Genomic DNA, 14,224 nt, shown 5'->3' with positions numbered 1-14,224 from the left:
CCACGACACCGGGATCCGCCGAACTCGGATCCACCGACGACCAAAGGGGGAGAGCCGTGATCAAGGGCTTCAAGGAATTCATCATGCGGGGCAACGTCATCGACCTCGCGGTCGCGGTCGTCATCGGCGCCGCGTTCACCTCGGTCGTGAACGCGATCGTCGAAGGGCTCATCAACCCGCTGATCAGTCTGCTGTTCAAGGCAGACAGCCTCAACGACCTGACGTTCAAGCTCGGCACTGCGACCTTCGCGTACGGCTCGATCATCGGCGCCGTGATCTCGTTCCTCGCCGTCGCCGCCGTCGTCTACTTCGTCTTCGTCATGCCGATGAATCACTTCAAGGAGCGCGCCGAGGCCAAGCGCAAGGCGGGCCAGCCCGACCCCGAAGAGCCCGAGACCGAGCTCACCGTGCTCGCCCAGATCCGCGATCTGCTCGCCGAACGGGGCGGCACGGGCGCGCATCGGGAGTGATCAGGTCTGCTTCCAGTGGGGAGGCCGGTCGCGGGTCAGGCGTTCGTCGTCGGGTGACCCGGGGCCGGCCTTCTGCTTGCGCGGCGTCGCCGGTTCGTCGGGCCGGTCGACCGGGGCCTCGGGCGAGGGATCGGAGCCCGGCGCAGGTGTGAGTCGTGCCCGGCGCGCCCGCCCGCCGGCGCGTTCGACGCGCTGACGCGGTTCCTCGGTCATCGGCGTTCGGCCGCGGCATCCGCCGTTCGCTCGGCATCGGGCCGCCCGAGCAGTGACGCGACCCGCGAGGCGACCGCCTCTGGGTTGCCGAAGAGTTCGAAGCTGTGCACCCGCAGGTAGTGCCACCCGAGACGGCGCAGCACGTCGGGGCGCAGCCGCAGCGACTCGCGCAGGCTGAGCCCGGCGAGCGCGTCGTCGGTCTCGACGACGACCGCCTTGCCCGCGTTCGCGGCTGCGAGGGCGAGCCGACCGCGATGGCCGACGCTGACCCGGATGCCGCGGCGTTCGAGCCGTGCGGCGAGGTCGTGCAGCATCGAGGGGGCCTCCCCGGTCGCACTCGGCCCCGCCGCGCGCTCCTCGGTCTGCGTGAGCACGTTCGCGAGCGCGAGCACGCCGTGACTCTGGCGGTCCTCGTCGATGTCTTCGGGGCGGAACGCCGAGACGACGTCCATCGAGCGCCGGGCCCGGGTCATGCCGACGGCGAGCAGCCGGTCGCCGCCGGGTTCGCCGAGCGAGCCGAAGTTCGAGAGCAGCCGGCCGTGCGGGGTGCGGCCGTAGCCGACGGAGAAGATCACCCGGTCGCGGCTCTGCGCGACGGCCTGTTCGAGGGTCAGCACGGTGAACGGCTCGGCGCGGTCCTTCAGGATGAAGTCCGAGAGGTCGGTGCGCTTGGCGAACGCCGCGAGCACCGCCTGGTGCACCCGGCCCGCGTGCTTCGTGCTCGCGGTGATGACCATGAGCGATTCACGCGGTCGCTTGACCGCGTGCTCCATGACGAGTTCGACGACCTTCGCAACCTCGGTGTCGATCGACTCGACGGTGCCGGTCACGGTGTCGGGCAGGCCGTTGCCCGCGACGTAGTGCAGGCCGAGGCTGCCATGGCCGAGGAAGCTGCCCGCCCAGGGCAGCGAGGCGATTCGCCCGGCGTAGAACCGGTTGTTGACGAGCTCGGCGAGGTCTTCGCCGCCGGCGCGGTAGCTGCGGGTCAGGGTGAGCGTCGGCAGCAGCTCGCCGAGCCGGGCGAGCGCGGAGTCGGCGTGCAGTGCGTCGACGCCGTGCTCGGTCGACGAGACCCCGGTCCGCTCCACGTCGTCGAGACCGGTCTCGAACAGCGTGGGCGTCTGGGTGACGGGGTCGCCGAACGCGACGACCTGCTTCGCCCGACGGATGGCGCCGAGGTTCTCCGCGATGCTCGTGGCGCCGGCGTCGACGAGGATCACGGTGTCGAAGCCGATCGAGTCGTCGATCGCGGCGACGTCGTAGGGCGAGGCCAGCCAGACGGGCGCGAGTGCACGGAAGAGGTGCGGCGTCTCCGCCTGGAGCACCTCGGGTCGCACCCGGTCGCCCCGCAGCATCCGCTTCAGTCGCCCGGCCTCGTCGGCGTGGTCGACGAGCGCGACCTTCCAGTTCTCGGCGAGGCGCCATGCGAGGAGCGGCCCGGCCGCGGAGGCGTGCGCCTCGTCGACGAGGCGGAAATCGCCCTCGAGACGGTCGAGCACCGAGGTGTTCGCACCGAGCAGGGCCTTCTCGTTCGCGAGCACCGACTCCAGCACCGACTGCCACCAGGCGAGCTCGAGCTCGGCCGCGACCGCCCGTTCGGGCACGTGGCGCTTGGCGAGGTCGAGCAGCAGCGGGTCGAGGCCGAGGTCGCGCAGGCGCGCGAGCACGGCCGTGCGCTCCTGCAGGTTCGTCAGTACCTCGGACTCGGCGGCGAGGCCCTCGAGCGCCGAGGTGAGCTCCCGGACCGGACGCGACGCGAGCTGGCGCTGCGTGCCGACGACGCCGAGCGGCGCATCGAGCACCGCGAGGTCGGCGACGACGTGCTGGTAGGCGACGTGCACGTCGTCGATGCCGACGGGCACGCCGGGGATCGCCCCGGCGTCGGAGTAGCGCTGCCAGAGCGTGCGCTGCTGCTGGATGCCGCGGAGGGCGGAGTTCAGGTCGGAGACGTGCACGCCGGGGCGCACGAATTCGAGCGCGTGCCGGCGCAGACGCCGACGGTTGGCTCCCGACATACCCGGGGAGTCGCGGCGCGAGGAGGTCGCGGCGATCAGCTCGCCGAGCGGACGGTCGAAGACCGACGGCTGGAAGCGATCGAGCGTCTCGCGCACGTCGAGGAGCAGCCGCAGGAAGACGCCGAGCTCGGCGACCGACTCGAACTCGCGCAGCCGGGTGTGCTCGATGAGGGCGCGGCCTCGGTCGAGCAGACGCGGCAGGTCGGTGCGGGAGAGGCGTTTCGCGAGCTCATGCGCACCGGTCGCCTCTTCCGACGACGTGAAGGACGCCCCGTACCAGGGCGAGTCTCCGGGGCCGTACCGGAACTCGCCGAGCGCGGCGGCGCGGGCGAGGTCGCCGGCGATCTCGTCGCGACGGCCGGCGACGGCCACGAGCGCGGCATGGTCGAGGCGCGCGGTCGTCGACGGCGGGCTCGGCACGAGCGCGAGGCTCGCGAGCTCGCCGAGCGCGTCGAGCACCGAGACGTGCAGCTCGGGGTCCTTGCGGGTGAGCGCCGAACGGTAGTCGAGCAGCACCTTGCGGAGGCGCACGAGGGCGTCGTCGACGTCGGCGACCCTCGGCCGTTCGGCCTTCTCGTTGCGCGAGATCGACTGGATGAGCTCTCGCCGGAGCCCCGCGGTCGTCACGGCGGCACCGCCGAGCCCGACCTGGCCGAGGCGGTGCGCGATGCCGTCGAGGCTCGCCCGCCGCGCCCCGACGACGAGCACGCGCTTGTCCTTCGCGACGAGTGCGCCGATCGCATTCACGATCGTCTGCGTGCCGCCGGTGCCGGGCAGCGTCTTCACGACGACGGAGGTGCCCGCCTCGATCTCGGCGATCGCCTGCTCCTGCTCGGGGTCGGCGTCGAGCAGGAGGGTGTCGGTCGAGGGCGGCCGCACGTCCTGCGAGACCGCGCGCACCCGTTCGCCGGTCGCGGCGACGACCGTCGCGCGGGCGGCGGGGTTGCCGGCGATCGCGTCGATGACGGGGTGGTCGAGCTTCGCGGCATCCGCTGCCATCTCGGGGCCGACCTCGGCGAACGACGAGACGACGAGGCGCGGCGCCACGTGGAACCACGGCAGGTGGCTCGTGAGGCCGCGGAGCCGGTCGATGACGGGCTGCGGCTTGAAGACGCCGTTGGTGATCGCGAGCGCGACGAAGGCGTCGGCGTCGAGTGTGATCTGGAACTGCTCGCGGAGTTCGCGGGCGAGCGCCGGGTTCAGGAACGGCTGCCCCTTGAGCTTCAGCTCGAAGTCGCGCCCGTAGCGACGGATGGCGAGCGGGCGCAGCAGCACCGGGGCGAGGAACTCCTCGCCGGCGTTGCGCCAGGAGGCGAGCCCGATCGCCAGGTGCACCGACTCGATGCCGCGCACGGAGCGCAGCTCGATGCCCTTCTGGGTGATCTCGGCCGCGGCGAGGCGCGCGTTCCGAAGGGCGAGCTCGTCGCGGATGAGGCTCGAGAGCAGGGTGGACTTGCCGGTGATGAACTGGGGCAGGCCGCCGGGGTGGGTGGTCGAGAGCTCGATGCGGGTGTGCGGGGTGTCGACGAAGCGAGCGAGCGGCGAGCGTCCGCCCACAGCCGCGAGTTCGGCGTTCCAGCGCCGCCATGAGGGTTCGGCGACGTTGCCTGCGACGAGGTCTGGGTCGCCGAGGCTCAATCCATCGGGGCTCGTGATGTCGTGTCGCATGTGCTCCGGGGTGAGGTTCTCGGCGGCAGCATCGACTTCGGGGTCGAGGATGTCCTCCTCGTCGTGATTCCGATCGAGCCGCCGCACACCGACACCATACGTGGAATCCTGCGGATTTCTCGGAGCATCGCCGCGCCCGAGGCTCTTTCGATACCCCCAGGGTATTGTGCTAGCGTCCCCCGGGTGAGTTCAGTTCCCTCCCGACGCCCTGCCGATCGATTCGAAGCGCACGCCGCCCCTGCACGCGACGGCGCCCGCACCACCGTCATCGTCGGCGGCGTCGCCGGTGGCATGTCCGCCGCGACGCGCCTGCGGCGACTCGACGAGCAGCGCGAGATCATCGTGCTCGAGCGCAGCAGCGAGGTGTCCTTCGCCAACTGCGGGCTGCCGTACCACGTGTCCGGCGTGATCGCCGATCGCGACGCCCTGTCGCTGCAGAGTCCCGAACGACTCGCCGCCCGGTTCCGCATCGATGCCCGGGTGCGGCACGAGGCCGTCGCGATCGACCGGGCCGCGAAGACCGTCACGGTGCGCCGACTCGACGACGACACGACCTCGGTGATCGCCTACGACGAGCTCGTGCTCTCCCCCGGCGCGGCACCGCGACGGCCCGCGGGCATCGCGACGGGTGCACCGGTGCACGCGCTCCGCACCCTCGACGACCTCGATCGGCTCATGGCGCGACTCGACCGCGTGCCCGCCGACGGCGCCGTCGTCGTCATCGGCGGCGGATACATCGGGGTGGAGATGGCCGACAACCTGCACCGGCGCGACCTCGGCGTCACCCTCGTGCAGCGCGGCACGCACCTGCTGGCCTCGCTCGACGAGGAGATGGCCGCCCCCGTGGCCGACCATCTCGCAGGCCTCGGCATCGACGTGCGACTCGGGCGGCACGCGACCTCGATCGGCGTCGACCACGTCGTGCTCGACGACGGCAGCAGGATCGCCGCCGACCTCGTCGTCGCGGCGATCGGCGTGACGCCCGAGTCCTCCCTCGCGGCCGCCGCCGGTCTCGCGATCGGCGCGAGCGGCGGCATCGCCGTCGACACCTTCCACCGCACGAGCGACGCCTCGATCTTCGCGATCGGCGACGCGGCCGAGAAACGCGACGCGATCGACGGCGAGGGCCGCCTCACCACCCTCGCCGGCCTCGCGAACCGGCACGGCCGCGCGGTCGCCGACACGATCGCCGGCGACGCGGCGCCGTCGCGGCCGGCGCTCGGCACGGCGATCGTCGACGCGGCGGGCCTCACCGCGGCGAGCGTCGGCTGGACCGAGCGCGTCGCCCGTGAGCGCGGCCGAGACGTGCGGGTCGTGCACACCCACCCCGCCTCGCACGCCGGGTACTACCCCGGCGCCTGCCCGCTCTCGATGAAGCTCGTGGTCGACGCCGTCGACGACCGCATCCTCGGCGCCCAGGCCGTCGGCACCGACGGCGTCGACAAGCGCATCGACGTCATCGCCACGGCGATGAGCGCCGGGCTCGCGGCATCCGCGCTCGCCGACCTCGAACTCGCGTACGCCCCGCAGTACGGTTCGGCGAAGGACCCGATCAACATGCTCGGCTACGTCGCCCGCAACCTCGCGAGCGGCGAGGACCGCGTCATCCAGTGGCACGAACTCGACGACGAGCTCGCCGCCGGCGCCGTGCTGCTCGACGTGCGCGCCGAGGCGCAGCTCGCCGAGGGGCTGATCCCCGGGGCACTGTGGGTTCCCGTCGAATCGCTGCGCGAGCGGCACGCCGAGTTCGCCGGCCGCCGCGTCGTCGTGCACTGCCGCGTCGGGCAGGGAGCCCACACCGCCGCGCGCCTGCTCGCCGAGCTCGGCCACGACGTCGTGAACCTCGACGGCGGCTACCTCACGTGGCGCGACGGCCAGCGGGCCAGGTCGCTCGCCGAACTGCCACTGGCGGCCTAGCGGCCGACCGCCGACCATCCCCGATACGATCCCGACCCACTCGAACAGGAGCCCCGATGCGATCCACCACCCCGAACGACGTCCACGCGGTCGCCGACGCCGTCATCCTCGATGTGCGCGAGCCGGGCGAACTCGCCCAGGCGCGCATCGAGGGCACCCTCGACATCCCCCTCGGCGAGCTCGTCGACCGGGTGGCCGAGGTGCCGAGCGACACCACCGTCTACGTGCTCTGCCACGCGGGCGGCCGGAGCGCCCAGGCCGCCCAGTACCTCGAGAGCCGCGGCATCGACGCGGTCAACATCGACGGCGGCATCGTGGCCTGGCACCGGGCGGGCCTGCCCGTCACGCTCGGCGGTGCGTCGTGACGACCGCAGTGGAGACCAAGGCCGAGGCGCAGCGCCGCATCGCCAACCGGCTGAAGCGCGCGCGGGGTCAGCTGAACGCGGTCATCGACGCCGTGGAGTCGGGCGCCGACTGCCGCACGGTCGTCACCCAGCTCTCCGCCGTCTCGAGCGCGCTCGACAAGGCCGGCTTCGCGGTCATCTCGACCGCGATGCGCGAATGCCTGGCAGAGCCCGACGAGTCGCAGGCGACGGATGCCTCGGAGCGCCTCAGCGTCGACGAACTCGAGAAGCTCTTCCTCACGCTCTCCTGAGCCGGCCGTGGCGGCCGAGCCGGCGGCGGCACCCGAGTGGGACGCCGCCGCCCGCCCGCTTCGATCAGATCGAGGCGAGTTCGAGGCCGTGCGCCGCGGCGACGCCTTCGTTCGTGAGCTTGCCGGCGGTCGCGTTCAGGCCCTTCGCGAGCGCGGGGTCCGCGGCGAGCGCGGCCTCCCAGCCGAGGTCGGCGATCTTCAGCGTGTAGGGCAGCGTCGCGTTCGTCAGCGCGGGCGTCGACGTCGCGGGTACGGCGCCGGGCATGTTGGCGACGCAGTAGTAGATGGCGTCGTGCACACGGAACGTCGGCTCGGCGTGGGTCGTCGGGCGCGAGCCCTCGAAGCATCCGCCCTGGTCGATCGCGATGTCGACGAGCACGGAGCCCGGCTTCATCGCGGCGACCATCGCATCGCTGACGACCTTCGGTGCTGCGGCGCCCGGTACCAGCACGGCGCCGACGACGAGGTCGGCGTCCTTCAGCTGGCGTGCGATCTCGTAGGGCGAGGATGCCAGGGTGTGGATGCGGTGGTCGTAGCGTGCGTCGATCTCGCGCAGCTTCGGCAGCGAGATGTCGAACACCGTGACGTCGGCGCCGAGGCCGAGCGCGGTCGCCGCGGCCTGCTCGCCCGCGACGCCGCCGCCGATGACGACGACCTTGGCGGGCGAGGTGCCCGGCACGCCCGCGAGCAGCACGCCGCGGCCGCCCTTCGAGGCGAGCAGTTCGGCCGCACCCACCTGCGGCGCCAGTCGACCGGCGACCTCGCTCATCGGGGTGAGGAGCGGCAACGAGCGATCGGCGAGCTGCACCGTCTCGTAGGCGATCGCCGTGACGCCCGAGTCGAGGATCGCGCGGGTCAGCGGCAGGTCGGCCGCGAGGTGGAGGTAGGTGAAGAGCGTGAGGTCTTCGCGGAGGAAGCCGTACTCGGCGGCGATCGGCTCCTTGACCTTCAGCACGAGCTCGGCCGACCACGCCTCGGCTGCGGTCGCGACGATCGTGGCGCCCGCCTCGGCGTACTCGGTGTCGAGGTAGCCGGCCCCGTTGCCTGCGCCGGCCTGGATCGCGACGTCGTGGCCGCGGCGGACGAGCGCGTCGACGCCCGCGGGCGTCATCGCGACGCGGAACTCGTTGTTCTTGATCTCTGCAGGCACGCCGATGCGCATGGGTTGCTCCGTTGCTGTGATTCGAATGTCGTGGTGACAAGTGGCTTCATTCTCGCCGCTTATTCGCTTGTCCGACAGATCAGTCGCACAGAATTCGGTAGGATCGCGACATCCGCTTCACTCATTCGAATCAAGGATGTCTCGATGCCCGACGCACCGCAGATCAGCGCACCCGGCGTCGAGCCCACGCCCGTCGTACTCGACGCGATCGATCGCCAGATCATCGCCCGACTGCATGAGAACGCGCGCATCTCCAACGTCGACCTCGCGCGCGCCGCCGGCATCTCGCCGTCGACCTGCCTCGCCCGAGTGCGCTCATTGCGTGAACGCGGCGTCATCGTGCGCTACACCGCGGAGATCGATCCCGCGGCGCTCGGCTACCACCTGCAGGCGCTCGTGAGCGTGCGCATCCGGCCGGGCGCCCGCCACCTCATGGAGCAGATCTCCGACGAGCTCCGCACCCAGCCCGAGGTCGCCCAGCTCTTCTTCCTCGGCGGCTCCGAGGACTTCCTGATCCATGTGCGCGTTCGCGACAGCGACCACGTGCGCCAGTTCGTGCTGAAGAACCTCTCGGCGAATCCGGCGGTCGCCCTGACCGAGACGAACCTCGTCTTCGAGCACCACACCGCCCTGTCGGCGGGGCTTCGCGCCGTGATCTGAGGCTCGCCAGCCGGGGTATCCGGTTCTCTCGTTGAGGCTCGGTGCCCCAGCCGCCCGCTCTCGCCAGCCGGGGGTATCGGGTCCTATCGTTGTCGGCATGGCGCCCAACGAGATCGTCGCCCCCATGCTCGCCAAGGCCGTGCCCGGCGTGCCCGACCCCGATTCGGTCGACGGGGGCCTCGCCTACGAACCGAAGTGGGACGGCTTCCGCGGCATCGTCTCGTTCGACGGCGAAGACGTCGAGATCGGCAGCCGCGGCGCGAAACCGCTCACCCGGTACTTCCCCGAGCTCGTCGAGGCGTTCACGCGCCTCCTCCCCGTGCCCTGCGTGCTCGACGGCGAGATCGTCATCTCGACGGCCCGCACCGGGCAGGCGCGCCTCGACTGGGAGGCGCTCTCGCAGCGCATCCACCCGGCGGCGAGCCGGGTCGAGCTGCTCGCACGCGAGACCCCGGCGATGTTCGTGGCGTTCGACCTGATCGAGGTCGACGACGTCTCGATGCTCGACCGCCCGTTCTCCGAGCGCCGTGCCGCGCTCGAGCGCCTCGTCGGCGAGATCGGCGACCCGATCCGGCTGACCCGCATCACGACGGACGTCGCGCTCGCCCGGCGCTGGCTCGAGGAGTTCGAGGGCGCCGGGCTCGACGGCGTCGTGGCCAAGCCGCTCGCGGCGCCCTACTCCCCCGGCAAGCGCGTGATGCTGAAGGCCAAGCACCACCGCACCGCCGACGTGGTCGCGCTCGGCTACCGCATCCACGCCTCCGGCAGCGGCGTCGGCTCGATCCTGCTCGGCCTCTACGACGACGAGGGCCGGCTCCGCAACGTCGGCGGCATGTCGGCGTTCTCGAACGCCAGGCGTCTCGAACTCATCGACGAGCTCGCGCCCTACGTCGTGCGGGGCGACGACGGCGCGGCGATCACCGGCGAGACGGAACGCAGCCGATTCTCGTCGGGCCGCGACGTGTCGTTCGTGCAGCTGCGCCCGGAGCTCGTCGCCGAGGTGCGCTACGACCAGCTCGAAGGCGATCGGTTCCGGCACACGGCGCAGTTCGAACGGTGGCGGCCCGACCGCGAACCGGGCTCGTGCACCTTCGAGCAGATCGAGCGGCCGGTCGCCTACGACCTCGACGACGTGCTCGGCTGAGACGGGGGGCAGCGACTCGTGAGCACGGCGACCGGCACGGCGCACCGCTACGAACGGGACAGCGTCGAGTTCGCGCGCACCTTCGCGTTCCTCGACGCCGTCTACGCGATCGCGCTCACGCTCCTCGTCGTGAACCTCGATCCGCCGGAGGCAGCCGCGTGGCAGAGCCTCTCGACCCTGCTCGCCAGCGGACTCGGCTGGCAGCTGCTCGGGTTCGGCATCAGCTTCGCGGTGATCGCCGTGTTCTGGCGTGCGAACCACCGCATCGTCGCAGGGTTCAACGCGATCACGCCCGCGACCATCACGGCGAACCTCGTGGCGATCGCCTTCGTCGTGCTCGTCCCCTTCTCGACGCAGGGGGTCAGCGATGCCGAGCTCGCCGACGAGCCGCTCACCGTGACGGTCTACGCACTGAACATCAGCATCGCCGTGCTCGCGCAGTCGGCGGTCTTCTTCGTCGCGCGCCGCGACGGCGTACTCCGGGATCCGCTCCCGCGGCGCGCCGACACGGTGAGGTTCATCGACACGCTCACGACGCCGATCGTCTTCCTCGCCTCGATCCCGGTCGCCTACCTCTTCGGCACCGACTGGGCGCGGTACACGTGGGCGCTCCTCATCGTCATCGGCCCGCTCAGCGGGCGCTGGGCGGCACGGCGCATCGCGGGCATCCGGGCATCGGCGGCGACGCATCCGGCTGGACGGGACGTCGACTGAGCGGTCGGGGCGTCTTCTCGCTCGTGCACGCGGACGCTCCATGTGCATTCGGATGCTCGCGGGGTGCGACGATTGAAGGATGCCCGTCGACACGTACCCGTTCGTGGAGGAGCTCGCGATCGCGAGGTTCGTCGGTCCGCTGAACCTGAGCCGCGGCCGCACCGCCGAACGCGCCGGGGCGGTCGTCTCGTTGAACTGGGATCCTGCCCACTTCCGGCTGAGCGCCGAGGTGCAGGGCACCGCACCCGAACCGTACCGCTCGACCGTGAAGCTCGACCTCGGAATGCCGGGGCGGGCGACGATCCTCGCGGGGGCGTGCACGTGCCCGATCGGGCGCAACTGCAAGCACGTCGCGGCGACCCTGATCGCCTCGGCCGCCCGCAACAGGCAGGAGCAGGCCGACGCCGCCGACCTCGGGGGCCGCGACGCGGAGAGCGCGGCGGCGACCGGATGGCGCGGAGAGCTGGCGGCGCTCGCCGGCACCGCGCACGCTTCCGGCGGGCCGGCGGATGACTCGGCGATCCGCCAGCCGCTCGCGCTCCAGTTCGAGCTGCGCGAGCGGGTCTCCCGAAAGGCGAGCGCCCGCCAGGCGGCCCGCGACGAACCCGCATCGTCCGCGGCATCCGTCGACCGCCTCGCCGTCCGCCCGGTGACCCGCGGCACCCGCGGCGGGTGGATCAAGGGCAGCCTCACGTGGCAGAACGTCGGCTTCCAGGGGCGCGCGGGCGGGTTCGACCCGGCGCAGGCGCGCTGGTTCGCCGAATTCTCGCTGCTGAAGGGCACCAGACACTCCGCGTTCGCCGAGTACGGCTCGGCGTGGATCTCGCTCGACGAGTACGAGAGCCGCACGCTGTGGGCGCTGCTCGACGCGGCACCGCGTCTCGGCATCGCCCTCGTCGGCGGCACGGCGCGCACGGTGATCGACGTCGCGCGGCCCGCGGTGATCGGGCTCGACGCACGGCACGCACCGACCGCACCCGGGGGCGATCCGGAGCCCGAGGCGCACACGGATGCCGCTCCGGATGCCTCGCCGGACACCGACCCCGCATCCGGCCCGGTGCCCGAGGCCGACCTCGTGCTCACCCCGTCGGTCACCGTCGGAGGCCGCAGTTACCCGACCGAGCTCGTGCGACTCATCGGCGACCACGGCGTCTACGCGTTCGACTTCGCGGAAGGCACGATCACCCTCGCACCGCTCGCCGCGCCGCTCACCGCTGCGGGCCGCGCCGCGGTGCGCCGGCGCTCGCCGATCATCGTGCCCGCCGCGGAGGTCGCGACGTTCGTCGAGGAGCAGTACGCGCCGCTGGCACGGTCGCTGCGCCTCGCGAGCGGCGACGGCAGCTTCGCGTTGCCCGAGTTGCCGCCCGCGACCCTCGTGGCGACGATGCACCACGAGCCGAACCACGTCGTGCGGCTCGAATGGCAGTGGGAGGCCGACGGCGGGCGCCGGTTCGTTCTCGATGCCCCAGACGCCGAGTTCCACGATCCCGAACGGGAGCGGCTCGTCGCGACATCCGCTGCCGCACTGCTCGCCGACGACCCCGCCGGGCTGCCGGCGGTCACGCCGGGCACCGAGCCGAGGCTCCGCCCCGAGGCCGAGCTGCGCGGGCTCGCGAGCGCCGAGTTCACGGCCAGGCTCGTGCCGCGGCTGCGGGAACTCGAACGACTGCGGATCGACGTCGTGGGCGATCCGCCCGCGTACCGCGAGCTGGTCGAGGCTCCGACGCTCACGGTCACCACCGTGGAGAGCGATCGCACCGACTGGTTCGACCTCGGCGTCGTCGTCACGGTCGAGGGCAAGAAGGTGCCGTTCGGGCCGCTGTTCAGCGCGCTCGCGAAGGGGCGGGCGAAGCTCCTCCTCGTCGACGGCAGCTACCTGTCGCTGAAGCAGCCGGTGTTCGATCCGCTCCGCGAACTCATCGAGGAGGCCGGGTCGCTCCGCGAGTGGGAGGCCGGCCTCACCATCAGCCGCTACCAGACGAGCCTCTGGGCGGAGTTCGAAGACCTCGCCGACCAGTCGGAGACGGCCGTGGCATGGCGCGACACCGTGGCGGGGCTGCGCGAGGCCGACGGCGTCGAGGAGATCGCCCCGCCGGCCGGGCTCGCGATGGAGCTGCGGCCGTATCAGCTCGCCGGGTTCCGCTGGCTCGCGTTCCTGCACCGGCACGGGCTCGGCGGCATCCTCGCCGACGACATGGGCCTCGGCAAGACTGCGCAGACGCTCGCGCTCATCGCGCACGCCCATGAGACCGCGGCCGAGGGCGAGCGACGCCCGTTCCTCGTCGTGGCACCGACCTCGGTCGTCTCGAACTGGGCGGCGGAGGCCACGCGCTTCGTGCCCGGCCTGCGCGTCGAGACGGTCACCGCCACGAGGGCGGCCAGCGGCGCACGACTCGCGGATGTCGCGGCGCGCGCCGACATCGTCGTGACGAGCTACGCGATCCTGCGTCTCGACGCCCCCGAGTTCGCCGGCCTCGACTGGGGCGGGCTCGTGCTCGACGAGGCGCAGTTCGTGAAGAACCACTCGTCGAAGGCGAATGCGGCGGCACGCGACATCCGCGCGCCGTTCCGCCTCGCCGTCACCGGCACGCCGGTCGAGAACAACCTGATGGAGCTCTGGGCGCTGCTGAAGCTCGTCGCACCCGGGCTGTTCCCCTCTGCCCGCGGCTTCGCCGAGCGCTTCGCCCGACCGATCGAGAACGACCACAACGGCGAGCGCCTGGCGACGCTGCGCCGGCGCATCAGGCCGTTCATGCTGCGCCGCACGAAGGACGTCGTCGCCCCCGAGCTGCCGCCGAAGCAGGAGCAGGTGCTGACCGTGCAGCTCGACCCCGAGCACCAGCGGGTCTACGACGCGTTCCTCCAGCTCGAACGGCAGAAGCTGCTCGGCCTCATCGACGACCTCGACCGCAACCGGTTCACGGTGTTCCGCTCGCTCACCCTGCTCCGCATGCTGAGCCTGCATGCCGCGCTCATCGACTCCGAGCAGTACGCCGACGTGCCGTCGGCGAAGCTCGACGCCCTGTTCGACCAGCTCGACGAGGTCGTCGCCGAGGGGCACCGGGCGCTCGTCTTCAGCCAGTTCACGTCGTTCCTGCAGATCGCCGCCGCCCGCCTCGAGGCTGCGGGCGTGCCGTACGCGTACCTCGACGGCGCGACGACGAAGCGCGCCGACGTCATCGCGAAGTTCCGCGACGGCGACGCGCCCGTGTTCCTGATCAGCCTCAAGGCCGGCGGCTTCGGCCTGAACCTCACCGAGGCCGACTACGTGTTCCTGCTCGACCCGTGGTGGAACCCCGCGAGCGAGGCGCAGGCCGTCGACCGCGCGCACCGCATCGGCCAGTCGAAGTCGGTGAACGTCTACCGCATGGTCGCCGAGGGCACGATCGAAGAGAAGGTGATGGCGCTGAAGGCCCGCAAGGCGAAGCTCGTCTCGTCGCTCATGGACGACGGCGAGCTCTTCAGCGAGACCCTCACCGCCGACGACATCAGGGGCCTGCTCGGCGGGTGACACGCACTGGTGCCCCTGGAGGGACTCGAACCCCCAACCTGCTCCTTAGGACGGAGTTGCTCTTCCATTGAGCTACAGAGGCTGGCCGCATCAGA

11 protein-coding genes and 1 tRNA gene are annotated in these 14,224 nt (G+C 71.8%); 8 read left to right on the top strand and 4 right to left on the bottom strand.

Annotated features, from left to right (window positions below; all coding sequences use genetic code 11):
- Positions 1-56: 56 nt before the first annotated feature.
- Complete coding sequence (gene mscL, locus BJY17_RS17010; protein ID WP_179552416.1) at positions 57-470, top strand: large conductance mechanosensitive channel protein MscL; 414 nt, start codon at positions 57-59, stop codon at positions 468-470.
- Here mscL and BJY17_RS17005 read toward each other — a convergent pair whose 3' ends face one another.
- Both BJY17_RS17005 and BJY17_RS17000 read right to left on the bottom strand, forming a co-directional pair.
- Complete coding sequence (locus tag BJY17_RS17005; RefSeq protein ID WP_179552415.1) at positions 471-683, bottom strand: hypothetical protein; 213 nt, start codon at positions 681-683, stop codon at positions 471-473.
- Entirely contained in the window at positions 680-4,453 is a 3,774-nt protein-coding gene (locus BJY17_RS17000; protein WP_179552414.1) for an ATP-binding protein, read from the bottom strand. The genes BJY17_RS17005 and BJY17_RS17000 overlap by 4 nt, the downstream gene beginning before the upstream one ends.
- A gap of 180 nt (positions 4,454-4,633) precedes the next feature.
- Between BJY17_RS17000 and BJY17_RS16995 the strand changes: the two genes are divergently transcribed.
- From BJY17_RS16995 to BJY17_RS16985, 3 genes are read left to right on the top strand one after another with little or no spacing between them, the layout of a single operon-like run.
- On the top strand, positions 4,634-6,283 hold the full coding sequence (locus BJY17_RS16995) for an FAD-dependent oxidoreductase (protein ID WP_322789912.1): 1,650 nt from the start codon (positions 4,634-4,636) through the stop codon (positions 6,281-6,283).
- Positions 6,284-6,339: 56 nt separating this feature from the next.
- Positions 6,340-6,648, top strand: a complete 309-nt coding sequence (locus BJY17_RS16990) for a rhodanese-like domain-containing protein (RefSeq protein ID WP_179552413.1) — start codon at positions 6,340-6,342, stop codon at positions 6,646-6,648.
- Entirely contained in the window at positions 6,645-6,938 is a 294-nt protein-coding gene (locus BJY17_RS16985) for a metal-sensitive transcriptional regulator (protein WP_179552412.1), read from the top strand. The genes BJY17_RS16990 and BJY17_RS16985 overlap by 4 nt, the downstream gene beginning before the upstream one ends.
- Positions 6,939-7,002: 64 nt before the next feature.
- On the opposite strand, the gene ald is transcribed toward BJY17_RS16985, so the two are convergent.
- Positions 7,003-8,100 carry an alanine dehydrogenase gene (gene ald / locus BJY17_RS16980; protein WP_179552411.1) on the bottom strand — a complete coding sequence of 366 codons (1,098 nt, stop codon included), beginning with the start codon at positions 8,098-8,100 and terminating at the stop codon, positions 7,003-7,005.
- Between the two features lie 144 nt (positions 8,101-8,244).
- Between ald and BJY17_RS16975 the strand changes: the two genes are divergently transcribed.
- The 4 genes from BJY17_RS16975 (at position 8,245) to BJY17_RS16960 (ending at position 14,129) form a co-directional block, all read left to right on the top strand.
- The gene (locus BJY17_RS16975; protein WP_179552410.1) at positions 8,245-8,760 is read left to right on the top strand and encodes an Lrp/AsnC family transcriptional regulator; all 516 of its coding nucleotides are present in this window, start codon (positions 8,245-8,247) and stop codon (positions 8,758-8,760) included.
- 97 nt (positions 8,761-8,857) lie between these two features.
- On the top strand, positions 8,858-9,904 hold the full coding sequence (locus BJY17_RS16970; RefSeq protein WP_246303762.1) for an ATP-dependent DNA ligase: 1,047 nt from the start codon (positions 8,858-8,860) through the stop codon (positions 9,902-9,904).
- An 18-nt stretch (positions 9,905-9,922) separates the two neighbouring features.
- Positions 9,923-10,618: a TMEM175 family protein gene (locus BJY17_RS16965; RefSeq protein ID WP_179552409.1), complete on the top strand. Its 696-nt coding sequence runs from the start codon at positions 9,923-9,925 to the stop codon at positions 10,616-10,618.
- A 79-nt stretch (positions 10,619-10,697) separates the two neighbouring features.
- Positions 10,698-14,129, top strand: a complete 3,432-nt coding sequence (locus tag BJY17_RS16960) for a DEAD/DEAH box helicase (RefSeq protein ID WP_179552408.1) — start codon at positions 10,698-10,700, stop codon at positions 14,127-14,129.
- Positions 14,130-14,136: 7 nt separating this feature from the next.
- Here BJY17_RS16960 and BJY17_RS16955 read toward each other — a convergent pair.
- A tRNA-Arg gene (locus BJY17_RS16955) sits at positions 14,137-14,211 on the bottom strand.
- Positions 14,212-14,224 lie beyond the last annotated feature (13 nt).

Source organism: Agromyces hippuratus (assembly GCF_013410355.1).
GTDB classification, from domain to species: Bacteria; Actinomycetota; Actinomycetes; order Actinomycetales; family Microbacteriaceae; genus Agromyces; species Agromyces hippuratus.
This window is presented reverse-complemented; position numbering and strand designations above follow the sequence as displayed.